The following is a 17,343-nucleotide window of genomic DNA, read 5'->3' as shown; positions in this document are numbered from 1 at the left end:
GGTCTTAAGTCGTTGTTTCCAAAAGCAGCACGCTTTCCAAGTCAGCTGCGGACATGGGTTTGCTGTAGTAGAAGCCCTGGACTTCGTCGCAACCGAGTTCTTTCACTTTGGCCGCGATTTTTGCTGTTTCGACGCCTTCGGCCACAATTCGGACGTTCATCAGCTTGCACATAGCAATTACCAATTCGACAATTGCCTCGCTGCCTGGCAAGCGGCTGATCAGACTTCTATCGATCTTGATGCAATCAATTGACATTTCTGACAGACGGGCAAAATTCGAATAGCCTGTACCAAAGTCATCGATTGACATTTGAACGCCAAATGACCGGATTTTCGCCAGGTTTTCATGGACATTTATGTTGGTTTCCATCAGCAGGGTCTCCGTCAACTCCAGCTCGACTGATGATCCTGGGCAGTCTTGATCCTTTAGAATTTGGTGCAGCTGATTTGAAAAATCCGGTGCGTTCAATTGTGAGGGCGAGAGGTTCACTGAAGCCTTGATGTCAAGTCCGAGCCTACGCCAATGAGTGGCCTTGCGCGCAGTGTCTTCCAGAATGATAGACCCTAGCTGGTTGATGAGGCCGTTCTTTTCACACAGCGCTATGAATTCACCGGGAAGGATCAGGCCGCGCTTGGGATGGTGCCATCTTGCCAGTGCTTCGACGACTTTGATGCGCCCTGTTTTTGTACAGTATCGTGGTTGGAAATAGGCTTCGAACTGGCCGGATTTCATGCCTTCTCGCAAATCGGTCAGCAGTTCGAGTTCGAGTTCAATTTGGTCTCGCATTTGGCTCTTGAAGAAGCGATGGCGGTTTCTGCCTGCTGCTTTTGCTTCATACATGGCAAGGTCGGCACCTTGCATCAAGGCATGCATATTTTGGCCGTGATCGGGGTAGAGCGCGATGCCTATACTTGGTGTGACGGCCAATTTGTGGCCATTCATTTCAACGGGTAGTGACAGCACTCGAAGAATGTCATGAGCGCGTGCCTCCAACAGCTCGAGGTTCTGCTCATCTGCGGCAGTCAGGAAAAGGAATTCATCCCCGCCCAAGCGCACGACGGCGTCATCGCCGGACTTCAGGTCATTCAGCCTGTTGGCGACCGCGACCAACATTGCGTCCCCGTAACTGTGACCGAGGCTGTCGTTGATGACTTTGAATTGATCCAGATCGATAAACAGGACTCCGAGCATGCCAGCTTGGTTTTTTGATTGCTGAATCAGCTCGTTGAACAGGACGGGCAGATGATGGCGATTAGGCAGTCCTGTCAGGGAATCTGTGTTTGCTACCTTGCGGGCACGAGCTTCGGCTTCTTTCAGTTCACTGACATCTGTTTCGCTAATCAGGAACGATGGGTCTCCAGAGGTCGGGTCATAACAGCTGCGTGCAGTCAGTTCATGCCAGCGTGTTCCATTGGCAGTGTGAACTTTGGCTACAATTTTGGCCTCGCCCTTGTTCGCGATGGCGGTGATGAGTTCTTCGTGGTCAATTGGTTCGAGGAAACGACTTTGGAGTTCAGACTGTATTCCATCAAAAGCGGCGCGGGCGGCGGGGTTCATGTACAGTCTTTCGCCGCTCTCAGAGTAGAGTGAAATCATCAGATGCGTGTGCAAGAGTGCATCAGCGCTGCGCATTGCATCGGGCTTTAGGTTTGCCTCCTGTTGAGCTTCACACAACATCGCGGTGCGGTCATCATCCAAAATGACGCCAGAAAAGCGCATGTGGAGTGGTCTTGGAACACCCTGAGGGTAAACAGTCCACATTTCGTCAAAGACTGCGTCTCTTTGAATGAAGTCGGCCTGATACTGTTTGAGTCGTTGCTCAACGGCTGGGGACATTTCTTTCTTCATATCCCGGCTGCGCAATTCGTCCAGTGTGTCGGCGTTCCAGTATTCCATGGCCGACTTGTTTGCCCAGACAACGCGCCCATGGTCAATGTCGTAGACCCATATTGCGGTATCCAGTCGGTCAAACAGGTAACTCGGATTGTCTATCCGCCCGTTGCGCGCTGGCCATTGCCCTGGCTGTTTTTGCAGTGTGGAGGCGGTGATCATCTTACAGACTTTCTGTTTAATAGATTCCCCAAAGGTAGGCATTATAAAAAGTTACAATCAAAATACCTATATAAATTTTCATACTAAATATTACGTACATTTTACGATGTGTGTCCTATATTTCTAATTTACACCCTTATTTATGCGTAAAATTATTTAAATATTGTTTTTCATTGTGTTCGGGCTCGAATATTTTTTCATGATTACTCTGTTTTTATATTTATTTAGTTCAAATTTAAACTTCTATTTTGACATCTGATCAGACGCTTGACGTGAAAGCACAAGATTAGGGTTCGATCTCATAGAATTAGATCCACTGGCCTTGAGTCTGAGCAAGAATGGCAGAAAATGCGAGAAGGTCATGCCTTGCGCAGGTCAAAAGCTTGGGCAAGGTTATCAGTTGGCGTTTCATCCGCCGCAGTTTGTTTGTGATTTGGATCGTTCTGCAACAGGCGGTCTGCAATGTTGCATGAACTTGAAAAATCATCCGTGTTCCAATTCTCTCGCATGCTGTATTTGCCCAAATTCACTGCGACCATATTGATCTCATTCATGGCTCCATGACCTAGCCCTGGAAAGCCTGCCTTTTCCGTGGTGCAGAATGGCAAATCAAGTTATGCAGGTGCCATAGAAGAACGAAACGGGAATCAATTTATGGCCTGGTCGTCAGTACAGGAAACGGCGCTGAGTGAGACTGCAGCGTGGCTGAAACGCGGCGACAGGCAGGTGTTTCGGCTGTTTGGCTTTGCCGGTACCGGCAAGACTACTCTGGCACGGCATTTGGCAGAGGGCATCGATGGCGATGTCTGCTTTGGTGCCTTTACCGGCAAGGCTGCGCATGTCCTGCGGCAGAAAGGTTGTGAGGATGCTGGAACAATTCATTCTTTGATCTATCGGCCACGCTCTGCCAAGGAAGAAGAAAATGCGGATGATGATACTGAGGACAATGGTCCTCAGTTTGCCATCAAGCGCGACAGTGCTGCGGCTACGGCAAAGCTGATTGTGATTGATGAATGTTCCATGGTCGATGAAGACCTTGGACGGGATTTATTGTCTTTTGGCACACCGGTTCTGGTGCTTGGTGATCCGGCTCAGCTGCCACCGGTCAAGGGCGGGGGTTATTTCACCGATGCAGAGCCGGATGTGATGCTGACGGAGGTGCATAGGCAGGCGCAGGACAATCCGATTGTCCGCATGTCGATGACCATCCGAGAAGGTGGCTCACTTGATTATGGCGAGTATGGTGAAAGCCAGGTCATCCATCGGCGGGACATCGACAAGGAAAAGATCCTGTCCGCAGATCAGGTTCTGGTCGGCACCAACAAGACACGGCGGCTTTATAATGGCCGTATTCGCGAGCTGAAGGGCTTTACAACGCCGATGCCCGCCGTGACGGACAAGCTGGTCTGTCTGCGCAATGACAAGACCAAAGGTTTGCTCAATGGGGGGTTATGGTCGGTCAAGCGTCTGCGCCCGCCGCGTGGCAACACTCTTCGATTTGATGTGACGCCGGAAGATGAAGCGGCCGGCAAGCAGACCGTTAAGGTCAGTGTTCTGCCCGCCATGTTCGAAGATGGTGCGGAGCAGATCGCCTATGCGATCCGGCGCAAGGCAGATGAGTTTGATTATGGCTATGCCTTGACGGTTCACAAGGCACAGGGATCGCAGTGGGATGATGTGGTGCTGTTTGACGAGAGCTGGGCTTTCCGGGAGCATAAAGCCCGCTGGCTTTACACAGCGGTCACGCGGGCAGCAGAGCGGATTACTGTCGTGCGGTAGGGGCCGCTGTTTTCCGTCTTCGGAGTTTACGCATGCCGCTGAACAGGATCACGCTTTACACCCGGGACATCAACGAAAGCGCCCGGTTTTACGAAACGCACTTCGGGTTCGAAGTGTTTCGGGAGGACGGCGACAGGATCGTCGAGCTGGTTCATCCCGATGGCGGCGCTCGCTTGATGTTGCACCCTGCGGCCAAATCCTTGAAGCGAGGCCAGGTTCTGGTCAAGCTTGGATTTGATGTTGAAGATGTTGCAGGGTTTTGTGCAGCTCGTGCGGAAGAGGGCCTTGTTTTCGGCCCGCTCCATAAGGCGGATGGTTATGTCTTTGCCAATGCAAAAGACCCGGACCAGAATACCATATCAGTCACCAGCCGGGCCTTTCGGGAAACGCCGCGGATAAAGACTTAACCGCTGCTAAGCTTCGGCGATCCGATATCCGGCGCGTGGGAAATGGACATGAAGATCGCCGCATGTGTGATCTTCGCGGTGAATGGTGATCGTATCGGCGCTGGCAGCCACCAGAGTGCCACTGACCGGTTGCTCACCGCCATCGAGATCAGGCGAAACGACAACAGCCATACCTTTTGACAGTCCTTCAGGGTCGTTCTCGACCGCCCCGTCGATTGCCCTTGGTGAGGAGGTGCTGGCACGCTCCAGAGCGTCTTCTGCGCTGAGGTCGGTCATTGTGCCATGGCCGATTTGTGTGACGTTTTCTTCCCAGCGCTCAAGACGCGGGAATTCGCTCAGGAGGTTTGGCCCACCTGCGAACCGACCTCGGAGGAACCAGACGACATGAAAGAACTGGGCGTCAATGGCTCCGGCTGCATCGCCCGCCAGGAACGCGCGTCCATCGCTTAGCTGGGCTTCAAGCCATGACAGTGGTGCCCGCATCTGCGAAACCAGATGGGGCAAATCTGCATTGGCAGCTTTCAGGCCATTGGACCAGTCAGCTCCGAGATAAAGTCGGCCGCGATCTTCCGCAAAGTCTTTTGGCAGGGCGTCGCCGGCCGAGCCCAGAACGATTTTTACAGTCAGGTCAAAGAGCGCACCATCCGTCCAGCGACTGAGCGCCCACATCAGGCCCGCATTTCCGTTAGGGAAAAAGCTTGGTGATGGATGATGTCGCTCAAGTTCGCGAAGAATGGCCTGGCTGTCACAATAGATGTCTGCACCAATCTGCATGACCGGTGTGCGGCGATACCCGCCAGTCAGCTGTGTCAGCATTGGTTTTGGCGGCAGACGGGGAATTTCGACTGATGCCCAGGACAATCCCTTGATGCCCAATCCAACCCGCACCTTTTCGGCAACAGGTGATTGCGGGTAATTGTGCAGGATGATTTCGTTCGTGGGATCAGTCATGGGATCTCCTGAGGGTATCATCCCACTTTGGTAGCCCGAAGAAGACACTTCGTCATACGGAAAAGGATACTGAGGGTTCGAAATGTGATGTGAGACTTTGCGGATTTAGGGGGGCGAAGCAACCGAGTTCGCCTCTTTCCCGGTGGATCTATCGTTTTCGTCTCTTTCTCGACTTATCCTGGGGCTCTATTCTCGCTGATCCTAATATGTTTGATGGAAAGCCCTGATATGTCCGAAGTCTCTGATCTGAAGCCTTCCGCTGCCAAGAAGTCCTCCGGCTCTGCGCCTGAGGTGGCCCTGCGCATTGCGCGCAGGATCGCGGAGGAGATTGCCTGTCGGCCAGATCAGGTCAATGCAACGGTCAGCATGCTGGATGAAGGTTCGACCGTTCCCTTTATTGCTCGCTACCGGAAGGAAGCGACGGGCGGGCTTGATGATACCCAGCTCAGAAAGTTGGAAGAGCGACTGATTTATCTGCGCGAGCTCGAAGACCGGCGTGGTGCCATCGTCAAGTCGATTGATGAGCAGGGCAAGCTGACTGATGAACTGGTCAAGGCGCTGGCGCTGGCCGACACCAAGTCTGTTTTGGAAGATCTCTATTTGCCGTTCAAAAAGAAGCGCCGGACCAAGGCGCAGATCGCCCGCGAAGCTGGCCTGGAACCGCTGTCTGATTTGCTGTTGGGCGATCCGATGAAAAGCCCTGAAGCAGAAGCCGCCGCTTTTGTGGATGCTGAGAAGGGCGTTGCGGATGTGAAAGCGGCGCTCGATGGAGCCAGGCAGATCCTGATGGAGCGCTTTGCCGAAAACGCAGGCCTCGTTGGCCAATTGCGTCGTTACTTGAACAGCAAGGGCGTGGTGACATCAAAGCTGATTGATGGTCAGGCGGAGAAGGGCTCCAAGTTTTCTGATTATTTTGACTATTCCGAACCTCTCGGCAAAATTCCAAGTCACCGGGCGCTGGCTCTGTTTCGTGGGCGCAACGAGGGCATCCTGTCGGTTGATCTGGTGGCGGACGCGGATGACGTGTCGCCTATCAAGCCTGCGGAGCGGTTGGTTGCAGATACCTATGGCATTGAGGACCGGGGCCGTCCGGGTGACAAGTGGCTGATGGATGTGGCGCGCTGGGCCTGGAAGGTGAAGCTGGCGCTGCATCTTGAACTCGACCTGATGGGCGTGCTGCGCGACAAGGCCGAGGAAGAGGCTATCCAGGTGTTTGCGCGCAATTTGAAGGACCTCCTTCTGGCCGCACCCGCTGGCGCGAAATCAACGCTGGGTCTTGATCCGGGCATTCGCACCGGCGTCAAGGTGGCCGTCGTGGATGACACAGGCAAGCTGATCGATACGGCGACGATCTATCCGTTCCAGCCGCGCAATGATGTTGCCGGATCACGGGCGACCCTGTTGGCTCTGATCGCCAAGCACAAGGTCGGGCTGATTGCCATTGGCAATGGCACCGGCAGCCGGGAAACCGACAAGCTGACCGGTGATGCGCTGAATGATGTTCCTGCTGCCAGCCGCCCGGTCAAGGTGATCGTTAATGAAGCAGGCGCTTCGGTCTATTCAGCGTCTGAGCTTGCTGCCAAGGAAATGCCGGATGTTGATGTGTCCTTGCGCGGCGCGGCTTCGATTGCCCGCCGTCTGCAGGATCCTCTGGCGGAACTCGTCAAGATCGAGCCGAAGTCAATCGGCGTCGGTCAGTATCAGCATGATGTCAATCAGACCAAGCTGGCGCGGGCGCTGGATGCGGTCGTGGAAGATGCGGTGAACGCTGTCGGGGTTGATCTCAACACGGCATCGCCCGCACTTTTGGTGCGGATTTCCGGGCTGTCAGACAGTCTGGCGCGGGCCGTGGTCGAACACCGGGACAGCATCGGCAAATTCTCCAGCCGCAAGCAGCTGAAGGATGTGCCGCGTCTTGGGGCCAAGGCGTTTGAACTGTGCGCCGGGTTCTTGCGAATCTCCGACGGGGAGAACCACCTGGATGCATCGTCCGTACACCCGGAGGCCTATCCTCTGGCCAAGCGGATCGTGAAAGCGTGTGGCCGCGATGTGCGCGAGATCATGGGCGACAGCAGCCTTATGGGTGGCCTTGATCCGGCGGAGTTCACCGACGAACGGTTCGGGCTGCCGACGGTGAAGGACATCATGTCCGAGCTGGAAAAGCCGGGCCGGGATCCGCGTCCGGAGTTCAAGACGGCAACCCTTCAAGATGGCATTGAAGAAATTTCCGATCTGAAACCGGGTATGAAGCTTGAAGGTACGGTGACCAACGTCACCAACTTCGGTGCCTTTGTGGATGTCGGTGTGCATCAGGACGGTCTGGTGCATGTCTCGCAGCTGGCGGACAAGTTCGTTGATGATCCGCATAAGATCGTCAAGGCTGGGGACATCGTGAAAGTCACGGTTCTTGAAGTCGATGTGAAGCGCAAGCGCATCTCCATGACGATGAAGGCTGCGGTTGACTATGAGGGCCAGAAGGAGCGGAGCCAGGAGCGTGGCCCGGCAAAAGGGCGTGATGACCGTTCTGGTGGTCGGGTTAACCAGGCAGGTGGCGGTCGTTCTGGCGGATCCGGAAACAAGGGTGGCAACGCGCCTCGTGGAGACAATGCTGGCGGGGGCAACAATGCCATGGCTGCCGCGCTGGCTGCAGCCATGAATAAAGGCCGAAAGTGATTTGAGCGGCGCCAGTCGCCGATTGGCCCGAAATACAAAAACGCCCGGTGGGGAGGCACCGGGCGTTTTTAAAATGATCTACTGTTGCGCCGGTAAAATTCCGCGACGCTCAGGCCGATTACTTGGCAGCTTTGCGTGTCTGGCTGGCACGAAGCGTCTTGTCCATGCGGCCAAGCTGAGCTGGTGTGTTGACGGAGACTACGCCCATAAGAGTTGTACCGAGAATTTGAGCAAGATAGGTCATGGCATTTCCGATCCCGTGATGATGTTGTTGAGACTTGCGAACCTCGTTTTTCAATTCTACGGGCCGCTTGATATCTGTATCTGCCAAAAATATCTTTCAATCAAACGAATTGTATTCATATGATGGTTCAATTTTATTGATGTGAGTGCAAGGGATCAAAAAAAAATGGGCGCGACGCCGAATCCGGGGACCACGCTGATTGACATGGAGCTTTATCGAACGTTCCTCGTCATCGCGGAAACATCAAGTTTTTCAAAGGCTGCCGAATTGGTTGGCAGAACGCCTTCAGCCATCTCCATGCAGATTAAGAAGTTGGAAACCCTGATCGGAGTTTCCGTTTTTGTGCGTGAAGGTCGCACTGTCCGGCTGACATCAGAGGGGGAAGCGCTGCTTGGCTATGCGCGCCGGATCCTGATGCTGAATGAAGAGGCGGTCAGCCTGTTTCTCTCGCCGGATGTGGAAGGTGAGGTTCGCTTTGGCGCGCCATCTGATTTTGGCACACGGTTCCTGCCGACATTTCTGTCCCGGTTTGCAAGGTCTCATCCGGGGGTCAATGTGGATGTGCATCTGGATGGCAGTCCCCAGCTGCACAAGGTGATGAAGAACGGCGACCTGGATCTGGTGCTTTACACTGCCCGTCCCGAAAGCGATCTGATCCGCCAGGGTGAGATTGTCTTCACCGAGCCGCTGGTCTGGGTCGGGCTGGAAGGTGGTGTTGCCTATGAGCGGGATCCCTTGCCACTTGCTGTGTCCACATCCGGTTGCCCTTGGCGTCGGACGGCGCGGATCGCGCTGGACAGTGCTCAAAAACCCTACCGGATTTCCTACACCAGCTTTCACAGCGCCGGGCAGGAAGCCGCGCTTCTGGCGGACCTTGCCATTGCGCCGTTTCCCTCCAGTATTGTGGAACCGCCGTTGCAGGTTCTGGATGAACGTCATGATCTGCCGGAAATTGGCAATTATCACATCATCATGCAGCAACGCCCAAGGGCTGGCAAAGCCACGCGCGCCTTCGCCGAGCATGTTGCCGAGTGTTTTCGGGAAATGGCGCTGGGCATGAGCGGGCCAACGGGATGAGGCCAAATATGAAGTTTCGGATGATCTGTACCTTCTGTCGTAATTTTCCTGTCACAGTTCGCGGGTAAGCGCCGAGTATGACAATACGTGTTTCTTCTGTCCGAAAGACTTTCGGATCTCACGCCGCCCTTGATGATGTGTCGCTTCAGATCGAAGCGGGTGAATTTTTCGTTGTGCTTGGCCCGTCCGGCTGCGGAAAGTCGACGCTGTTGCGTGCGATTGCCGGGCTTGAGCCTGTCGACAGCGGGGAGATCCATCTGGGCAGCACGCAGGTCGCGGGCAAGGGGCTGCATCAGCCGCCTGAAGCGCGCAATGTCGGCGTTGTGTTCCAGTCTTATGCCCTGTGGCCGCATATGTCCGTCCGGCAGAACGTGGCTTTCCCATTGGAAACAGCAAAGCGGTCGAAATCCTATGTTGAGGGGCGGACGAATAACTGTCTTGCGACCGTTGAGTTGCAGCCTTTCGCAGACCGAAAGCCTGCAGACCTGTCCGGAGGGCAAAGGCAGCGGGTGGCGCTGGCACGTTGTCTGGCGCAGGGCGCGGAAACAGTGCTGATGGATGAACCGCTGGCGAACCTTGATCCGCATCTTCGAAGTGCGATGGAAGAGGAACTGGCGGAGTTTCACAAGAAAAGTGGATCAACGACCCTTTTCATCACCCATGATCAGCGCGAGGCGATGGCGCTGGCCGATAAAGTCGCCCTGATGTGGGATGGCAAGGTGCTTCAGGCGGATACGCCGGATATGCTCTATGACCGGCCAGTCAGCGAGAAGGTCGCAGGTTTTATTGGCCGTAGCACGATCTTGTCTGCAGAGATCGCCAGGGTGCGTGAGACGCGGGCACTGGTGATGATCGGCGGGCAGGCCTACGAGGTCCCGTGTTCGCTGGGCACCAGTGAAGGTGCCTCCAAGATCATGGTCCGTCCGGAGCATGTGCGCACAAGCGGAGATGGGCGCGGGCTGGAAACAGTTGTGGAGCGGGTCATTTACCGTGGCGGATATTGGGAGACCAATGTCAGGATCGAGGGGCAGGACCAGCTGGTTCTCGTTAACCTTGGGCACAAGGCTGCCGCTGGCGACAGATTGTCGATCGCTATCGACGGCGGCTGGGTTCTGCCAGACTGATATTTCTCTCAGCCCTGAAAAGTCTCCTCAATCCTTTTGTCGAAACACCACGCGATGGCAAAAGCAAGGGGCAGGCTTGGATCGTATTTGCCGTTTTCGATACGGTGCAGAGGCTACTGGAAGACCCGGTGATCACGGCGAATGGGCTACAGTTTTGGATTGCAACTGGTTTATACGTAAGGCTTAGTATTCTGAAATTCAAAGTTGCCGAAAAGGTTCGCGAGATGTCTTTCAGCGAGAAAACCCTCTTTGAGGTGACCGATGCCAATCGGAAAGCCTGGGATCAATCTGCGCCGCTGCATAAGGCGGGCGCAGAGTGGGAACACCTCAAAAGCGCCTTTGAAGCTGGCAATCACACGGTTTTTGATGCAACAGCGAGCGGCGTGTTGAACGACATTGGCATTGCAGACAAGTCCTGCGTTCAGATTTGTTGCAACAATGGCCGGGAGCTTTTGTCGCTCAAGTCCATGGGGGCCCGCCGGTGTTTGGGCATTGATCAGTCGCAAGCGTTTCTGGATCAGGCGCGGGAACTGAACCGTGCTGCAGGACATGATTGCGCGTTTGTCTGTGCGGATATTTATGCCCTGCCGGAAGACGTTCCAGATGATTTCGATGTTGGTCTCATTACCATAGGTGTGTTGAACTGGATGCCGGATCTTGTTCGGTTTTTCTCAGTTGTCTCGCAGCTTTTGCGTCCAGGCGCTGAACTCGTTATCTACGAAACGCATCCCTTTTTGGAAATGTTCGATCCGAGGGCTGAGGATCCGTTTGTGCCGTCCATGTCCTATTTTCAGCGCGAGCCTCTCGTGGACAGCGACCCGATTGTTTATGATGGAAACCCCGGCGGCACGGGCAGCGAAAACTACTGGTTTGTCCACACGTTCGCCGACATCCTGAATGCCGCAATAGACGCTGGGTTCAAATTCCGGTTCATGCAGGAATATCCGCATTCAAACCGGGAGGTCGATTATGCCATTTACGAGACCCGCGATGTGAAGATCCCGATGTGTTACGCTTTGGTTCTCGAGCTGGCTTAGAGTTCAGCAAGCCCAAGCTGCCCGAGCCTTTAACCCCGATCGGGATCTCGCCCCGGATCTAGTCTCGCCAGGGGATGGTTCCGGCAGGGACTTTGCGCGCCATGACGTTCATTGCGATCATGATGATGATTGTTGCAATCACCACGATGACAGACATGGCCGCGGCCAGGGTCGTATAGCCGCCGTCCTCATAGTTGAAGATGGTCGTGCCGATGGTCTCATTGCCGGTGGACCACAGCAGAGCAGACACGGTGACCTCATTGTAGGCGGTCAGGAAGACCAGAATGGCGCCTGAAGCTGCAGCTGGCGCTACGAGAGGGGCGAAGATGGTTCGCATACGACGTATGAAGCCAGCTCCGGAGACGCGGGCCGCATCATCCAGGCTCATGTCCATTTGCAAAAAGGCGGCTGCGACCGGCTTCAGGCCAACCGCCAGGAAGCAGGAAATATAGGCAATCAGGATGATCCAGAGCGTGCCGTAAAGCGAGACGTTGAGGATTGGCAAGGGCCGTATGAAAGCCAGAATAAAGGCGATGGACATGACGAGGCCGGGAACGGCGAAGGCGATGTCTGCCTGACCTGCTGCAATGCTGGCGAGCCTGCCATGGGTACCCTTTCGGCTGATCAGGAAATAACCCAGCGGAATTGAAATCCCTGCGATGGTGAGGGCAGCCAGCGCTGCGATGCCGGTCGAATTGGCAAAGGCGCGCAGAGTGACCGACTGACGCCACAGGACTTCTGCGAAATTGTCGAAAGTCAGCGTGTCCAGCGAGAGATCCAGCCCATAGGTCTTGACCAAAGCAGTCGCGATCAGAGAGGCGGCAGGCAGCAGCAGAACTGCGCCGATGAAGGACCAGATGACTGCCTCAACCAGCGGGCGCTTTGTTCCAAGGGAGATCGCGAGCGGCGCCTGAGGCAGGCCAACGAGGGCGGAGCGCATGCGTTTTTGCAAAATGCTTTGCAAGGCAATTGCCGTCAGCGCCACAAGCGTCAGGACGACAGAAATCACCGCGACATTGGGCAGAACATCCGGGCCGAAGCTGGCCAGACGTCTCCAGACCAGTACGGGCAGGGTGGTGTAGCGCGCAGGAATACCGATCAGCGCGTTGATGCCGAAGTTGCCAAGCGCTGCCACGAACGAGAGTGCAAATCCGGCCATCAAGGCAGGGCCTAACAAAGGCAGCGTGATCTTGAGCAGCATGCGCGGTGCACGGGCACCGCTGACGCGGGCTGCATCGGACAGCTCGCGCGGAAACGAGCGCAGGGCCGCACGGACCAACAGGAAGACCAGCGGGCTGTGCTGCAGTGTCAGCAGCATGACCAAGCCGCTGAGGGAATAAAGTGGATGGTCGGAGCCGAGTTCCGGTGCGATGTTTAGCCAGCGTAATATCGGACTTGCGGGCCCAAGCGCCTGAATCCAGGCAATCGCTGTTACATGCGGCGGGATCATCATCGGCAGCAGAATGAGGAAGACCAGAAGTCCCTTGGCGCGGACGTTGGTCAGGCCGATCACCAGGGCCAAGGCTGTTCCCAGGAAGGTTGCACAGAGGGCCGATAGTGCGCTGCTTTCCAGCGAATGCCAAAGGGCACGCAACACGGACCGGCTTTGCAGGGCTTCGAGCAGAGGCCTGAGGTCAAGGCTGCCCTCGTTGATCAAGCCGATCTTGAACAGGAGCAGAAGCGGCAGGGCGCAGATCACGGCAATCAGCAGCGACAGGGTAACGACGGTAAATTTCTCGGCAGTGAAGGGGTTCATGTAGCAGCGATCAAATGCCGATTGGGCCGGGGTCAAAGAATGGGCTGGGCTTCAAGACTGCGGCGGGGTGCCGTTTCGGGTCGGGAAGAGTGTCAGGGACCAGCACAAATTTGCGCCGGTCCCTGTGGTGTTTATGATTGCCAGAAAGGCTTAGCCACCAAATACTTCGGTGAACTTCATCTTGTTGGCCGTGTCCGTGGCAAGAGCTTTTGCCGGATCGAAGGCCATTAGCTTGATCTCGTCGCGTGCCGGGAAGCCTTTTGGAGCGGCAACAGTTGGATCAGCTGGCAGATAGCCCATGGTTGACGCCAGTTCCTGGCCTTCCCTGGAGATCAGGAAGTCAACGAATGCCTTGGCAGCATCCGGGTTCTTGGCGGTGGAGAGGATTGCAACTGGCTCGGTCACAGCAGAAACGCCTTCTTCCGGGAAGACGAATTCAACCGGAGCACCATCCAGCTTGTTGCGGATCGGCAGGAAGTCGACGACGAAGCCATAGAGCTTTTCTCCGCCAGCAACTGCCTTGTAAGTGCCGCCGTTGCCGCCCTTTGGGTTTGCGCCCTGAGCTGCAAGACCTTCATAATAGTCCCAGCCGAGATCCGGGTTGGATGTCAGAGCGTCCATATGGATGGTTGCTGCGCCGGAGGTGAGCGGCGATGGCATGGCGATCTTGCCCTTGGCTTCCGGCTTTAGCAGATCCTTGTAGGAAGTTGGCTTCATCTCAGCATTTGTGTTGTAGACGATGCCGGTGGTGATCAGCTTGGTGGAAAAATACGTCTTGTCCTTGTCCATGATCGCGGGATCATAGGCAGAGACGTCTGCGCCTTCATGGGCCATCAAACGGCCTTCGGCCTTCAGGGCTTCCATGTTGACCATGTCGGCGATCAGCAGAAGATCTGGTTGCGGGCTGCCAGCTTCGATTTCGGCGCGCAGCTTTGCCATGATCTTGGTTGTGCCATCACGAACCCACTCGACGTCTACGCCAGGGTTGGCAGCTGTGAATGCATCAACAGTTGCCTGTGCGTCCTTGTTTGGCTGGGACGTATAGAGCACCAGCTTGCCGGATACATCAGCAGCGAAAGTTTGACCTGTGGCAGCGGCCAGCATGGTGGCCGCGATAAGAAGCTTTTTCATCTTGATCGTCCTCATGAATAGGGGCCGCGAGGTCTGCGACTGAAGGCGCTCTAACAGTCTTTTATGACAGTTTTTACGGGAAAGTAATTTTTGGGTGAGTTTCTCAAACATTCTGCGGGCAAGACTTGTCGTCTTGAATGAGATGGACTTTCCCGTGTCTGAAATTTTAATGGCCTATCGACTTATTCAAAAAATTCCTGATGGCGTTCGGCGAGTTTTGAGAGCGTGTTCAGGACAGATGTCAGGTGTGTTTTCATGAAGCTTCGTGCTTGCTCAATGTTTTGCGCGATCAAGGCCTCATAAATTCCCAGATGCTCTTCGTAAAGCGCTTGCTTGTGACCTGCATCCACCAGGGAAATGACGCGGAGCCGATCCAGAACCATTTTCTCGCGCTCCAGAATGTCTGCCATGCGCGGAAAGCCTGTTGCAAGAGCAAGTGTCAGATGAAACCGATCATCCAGACTTGCGAACTCGTCATTTTCGAGATTGCGCTCGATACACCGTTTCTGTGAATCCAGAATATCTTGCAGGTCTTTTTGTGCAGAGGCCTCGATGCCTGTTTCACACAGTCTTTCAACGATTCCGACTTCTATGACCTCACGGATGAAGCGGGCTTCGCGAATGCGCAGTTCGCTGAGCTTGGTTGCAAAGTTTCCGCTGCCCGAACTCGTCACGACCAGTCCGGCACCTCGAAGTTGCATCAGAGCTTCGCGTACAGGGGTTCGACTTGCTGAAAAGCGGCGACCGACTTCTGCTTCCGGAATGAGCGAGCCCGGTGCGATGTCCATGCTCAAGATGGCCCGCTTGAGTGCGTCGAATATCTGCTCTCCAGCCGCCCGGCCATGGTCCAGCTGCTGTTGATACCCGTCTTCAAAAAAGCGCCCAATAGAGCGGTCACTCTTGGCCATCTGCCTGTTTCCCAAGCCTTGTCAAAATTACCTTGAAAGCAAACCTGTATACTGCTTTATATAGGCCTGTATACAGGTTTTGAAAATTATACGTTGGGAGGACAGGCCATAGTGTCTGCAGCGTTTGGGAAAAAAATAGCCATTGTCGGAGGAGGGATGGTTGCGAAGTCGCATCTTCTTTCGATCAAGGATCTTGCTGATGAAATCACGCTGACCGGCGTTCTGACATCTTCGGAGAAAAGCGGCAGGGCCTTTGCCCGTCAGGCAGCTGATATTTGCGGATACCAGGTTGAGGCTTATGAGAGCCTTGATGCTCTTTGCGCTGACGGCAAGGTTGACTGGGTGATCGTCCTGACGCCGCCGAACGCGCGTCTGGAAATCGTTCAGAGCCTGGCTGCGGCTGGAAAATCAATCTTGATGGAAAAGCCAGTCGAGCGTGATCTTGCTGCGGCAACTCGGATCGTCGAGATCTGTGAAGCGGCTGGAGTGCGCCTGGGCATTGTCTTCCAGCACCGGGTCCGTGAAGCGTCCAGAGCATTGGCCGCGTTGATCAAGGGTGGCGCGCTTGGGCAGCTGGCGATTGCTGAAGTTATCGTGCCCTGGTGGCGTGAGCAGGCTTACTATGATGAGCCGGGCCGGGGCACCTATGAGCGGGACGGCGGCGGGGTTCTGATTTCCCAGGCCATTCATTCGATTGATCTGATGTTGAGCCTGACAGGGCGCGTCTTTGAGGTTCAGGCCATGGCGCATACGACGATGCTGCATGGCATGGAATCCGAAGACTACGTCACTGCGGGCCTAAAATTCGAGTCTGGCGCTGTCGGGTCCCTGATCGCCTCAACAGCCAGCTTTCCCGGCGAAGCGGAAAGCATCACCCTGCATTTTACCAAATGTGTCACCCATCTTCAGTCTGGTGAATTGAAGGTGAAATGGCGCGATGGCCGCGAGGAGCTGTTCGGGGCATCGGCAACGACGGGCGGTGGTGCAGACCCAATGGCGTTCACCCACGATTGGCACAAAGATGTCATCGCTGATTTTAACCGCAACTCTGATGAGGGCGGTACGCCACTCGTGTCCGGGCGCGAGGCGCTTGATGTCCACGCCCTGATCGATGCGCTCATTACATCTTCGAACTCAACATGCGCCGCCAAGGTGCCATATCCGGAAGCCTGATTGTTCATGTCTAAGAAATTGAAATTCGCTGCGATTGGTCTCGATCATCGTCACATTTTTGGTCAATCTGCCAATATGCAGGAAGTGGGCGCCGAATTCGTCGGGTATTGGACGGAGGGAGACCCTGGAACCCTTGACGGGTTTGAAAAGCGGTTCCCCGGTGTTGACCGGGTTGCTGATCGCAGGACGCTGCTGGAAAATACGGAAATCGACCTGATCCTGATTGCGGCCATCCCGTCTGACCGTGCTGCCCTGGCGATTGAGGCCATGGAGCATGGCAAAGACGTGATGGTGGACAAGCCGGGGTGCACGACGTTGGAAGACCTTGAAGCGATCAAGGCTTGTGCTGCGCGGACGGGCCGTATCTGGTCGGTTGATTTTTCAGAGCGATTTGAAGTGGCCTGTGTCACCAAGGCAGCCGAATTGGTGCAAGCTGGTGCGATCGGCCGTGTGGTTCAGACCCTGGGCATGGGGCCGCATCGCCTTAACAGGCCAACACGGCCGGACTGGTTTTTCAAGAACGAGCACTACGGCGGCATCCTGACGGACATCGGGTCTCACCAGATCGACCAGTTTCTGTTTTTCACAGGATCAACTGATGCTGAAGTCACCATGGCCAATGTGGCCAATTACGCCAATCCGGATGATCCGGGCCTGCAGGATTTCGGCGAGCTGTCCTTGCGCAGTGACAAGGCCCACGGTTATGTGCGGGTGGACTGGTACACGCCGGATGCCTTGCCCACATGGGGCGATGGCCGCCTGACCATCCTTGGCACCGAAGGCTATATCGAACTTCGCAAATACACCGATGTGACGCGCAGCGAAGGCACTGATCACCTTTATCTCGTCAACGGGGAACGTTGCGAGTACATCGATGCATCCGATGCTGGCTATCCATATTTCGGTCGTCTTGCAGATGATATTGCAAACCGGACGGAAACCGCCATGCCGCAAGCGCATTGCTTCAAGGTCATGGAACTGGCGCTGAAGGCCCAGAAGATGGCTGATGATCAGCGGAAGGGGCGCTGAG

Annotated in this window: 15 protein-coding genes; 8 read left to right on the top strand and 7 right to left on the bottom strand. The window is 55.2% G+C overall.

Translation table 11 applies throughout. From position 1 onward, the window contains the following. Positions 1-4: 4 nt before the first annotated feature. Both V6575_RS02735 and V6575_RS02730 read right to left on the bottom strand, forming a co-directional pair. Positions 5-2,053 carry a putative bifunctional diguanylate cyclase/phosphodiesterase gene (locus V6575_RS02735; protein ID WP_340272494.1) on the bottom strand — a complete coding sequence of 683 codons (2,049 nt, stop codon included), beginning with the start codon at positions 2,051-2,053 and terminating at the stop codon, positions 5-7. 359 nt (positions 2,054-2,412) lie between these two features. Further along, positions 2,413-2,607 (bottom strand): hypothetical protein, encoded by a 195-nt coding sequence (locus V6575_RS02730; protein WP_340272493.1) that lies wholly within the window; start codon positions 2,605-2,607, stop codon positions 2,413-2,415. Between the two features lie 100 nt (positions 2,608-2,707). On the opposite strand from V6575_RS02730, the gene V6575_RS02725 reads away from it, so the two are divergent. Both V6575_RS02725 and V6575_RS02720 read left to right on the top strand, forming a co-directional pair. Continuing rightward, positions 2,708-3,832, top strand: coding sequence for an ATP-dependent DNA helicase (locus tag V6575_RS02725; RefSeq protein ID WP_340272492.1), 1,125 nt, complete (start codon positions 2,708-2,710; stop codon positions 3,830-3,832). A gap of 32 nt (positions 3,833-3,864) precedes the next feature. After that, entirely contained in the window at positions 3,865-4,239 is a 375-nt protein-coding gene (locus tag V6575_RS02720; protein ID WP_340272491.1) for a VOC family protein, read from the top strand. Between the two features lie 6 nt (positions 4,240-4,245). Here V6575_RS02720 and V6575_RS02715 read toward each other — a convergent pair whose 3' ends face one another. Continuing rightward, entirely contained in the window at positions 4,246-5,190 is a 945-nt protein-coding gene (locus V6575_RS02715; protein ID WP_340272490.1) for a glutathione S-transferase family protein, read from the bottom strand. A 228-nt stretch (positions 5,191-5,418) separates the two neighbouring features. Between V6575_RS02715 and V6575_RS02710 the strand changes: the two genes are divergently transcribed. Then, positions 5,419-7,863, top strand: a complete 2,445-nt coding sequence (locus V6575_RS02710; RefSeq protein ID WP_340272489.1) for a Tex family protein — start codon at positions 5,419-5,421, stop codon at positions 7,861-7,863. A gap of 118 nt (positions 7,864-7,981) precedes the next feature. Here V6575_RS02710 and V6575_RS02705 read toward each other — a convergent pair whose 3' ends face one another. Beyond that, entirely contained in the window at positions 7,982-8,107 is a 126-nt protein-coding gene (locus V6575_RS02705; RefSeq protein WP_340272488.1) for a hypothetical protein, read from the bottom strand. Between the two features lie 165 nt (positions 8,108-8,272). Here V6575_RS02705 and V6575_RS02700 point away from each other — a divergent pair, with 165 nt between their 5' ends. The 3 genes from V6575_RS02700 (at position 8,273) to V6575_RS02690 (ending at position 11,345) form a co-directional block, all read left to right on the top strand. After that, positions 8,273-9,184, top strand: coding sequence for a LysR family transcriptional regulator (locus V6575_RS02700; RefSeq protein WP_340272487.1), 912 nt, complete (start codon positions 8,273-8,275; stop codon positions 9,182-9,184). 77 nt (positions 9,185-9,261) lie between these two features. Beyond that, positions 9,262-10,308: an ABC transporter ATP-binding protein gene (locus V6575_RS02695; protein WP_340272486.1), complete on the top strand. Its 1,047-nt coding sequence runs from the start codon at positions 9,262-9,264 to the stop codon at positions 10,306-10,308. A gap of 224 nt (positions 10,309-10,532) precedes the next feature. Continuing rightward, positions 10,533-11,345, top strand: a complete 813-nt coding sequence (locus V6575_RS02690) for a class I SAM-dependent methyltransferase (protein ID WP_340272485.1) — start codon at positions 10,533-10,535, stop codon at positions 11,343-11,345. A gap of 58 nt (positions 11,346-11,403) precedes the next feature. Here the strand turns inward: V6575_RS02690 and V6575_RS02685 are convergent, their stop codons facing one another. The 3 genes from V6575_RS02685 to V6575_RS02675 form a co-directional block, all read right to left on the bottom strand. Then, positions 11,404-13,101, bottom strand: coding sequence for an ABC transporter permease (locus V6575_RS02685; protein ID WP_340272483.1), 1,698 nt, complete (start codon positions 13,099-13,101; stop codon positions 11,404-11,406). Between the two features lie 150 nt (positions 13,102-13,251). Beyond that, positions 13,252-14,232: an ABC transporter substrate-binding protein gene (locus V6575_RS02680; RefSeq protein ID WP_422785504.1), complete on the bottom strand. Its 981-nt coding sequence runs from the start codon at positions 14,230-14,232 to the stop codon at positions 13,252-13,254. Positions 14,233-14,414: 182 nt separating this feature from the next. Beyond that, positions 14,415-15,140 (bottom strand): GntR family transcriptional regulator, encoded by a 726-nt coding sequence (locus V6575_RS02675; RefSeq protein ID WP_340272481.1) that lies wholly within the window; start codon positions 15,138-15,140, stop codon positions 14,415-14,417. 156 nt (positions 15,141-15,296) lie between these two features. Here V6575_RS02675 and V6575_RS02670 point away from each other — a divergent pair, with 156 nt between their 5' ends. Both V6575_RS02670 and V6575_RS02665 read left to right on the top strand, forming a co-directional pair. Then, positions 15,297-16,313, top strand: a complete 1,017-nt coding sequence (locus V6575_RS02670; RefSeq protein WP_422785503.1) for a Gfo/Idh/MocA family protein — start codon at positions 15,297-15,299, stop codon at positions 16,311-16,313. 6 nt (positions 16,314-16,319) lie between these two features. Next, complete coding sequence (locus V6575_RS02665) at positions 16,320-17,342, top strand: Gfo/Idh/MocA family protein (protein WP_340272480.1); 1,023 nt, start codon at positions 16,320-16,322, stop codon at positions 17,340-17,342. Position 17,343: the final 1 nt, after the last annotated feature.

It is taken from the genome of Roseibium algae, assembly GCF_037783265.1.
Classification (GTDB): Bacteria; Pseudomonadota; Alphaproteobacteria; order Rhizobiales; family Stappiaceae; genus Roseibium; species Roseibium algae.
Note: the sequence above shows the minus strand (reverse complement) of the source record. Positions and strands in the feature narration are given on the sequence as shown.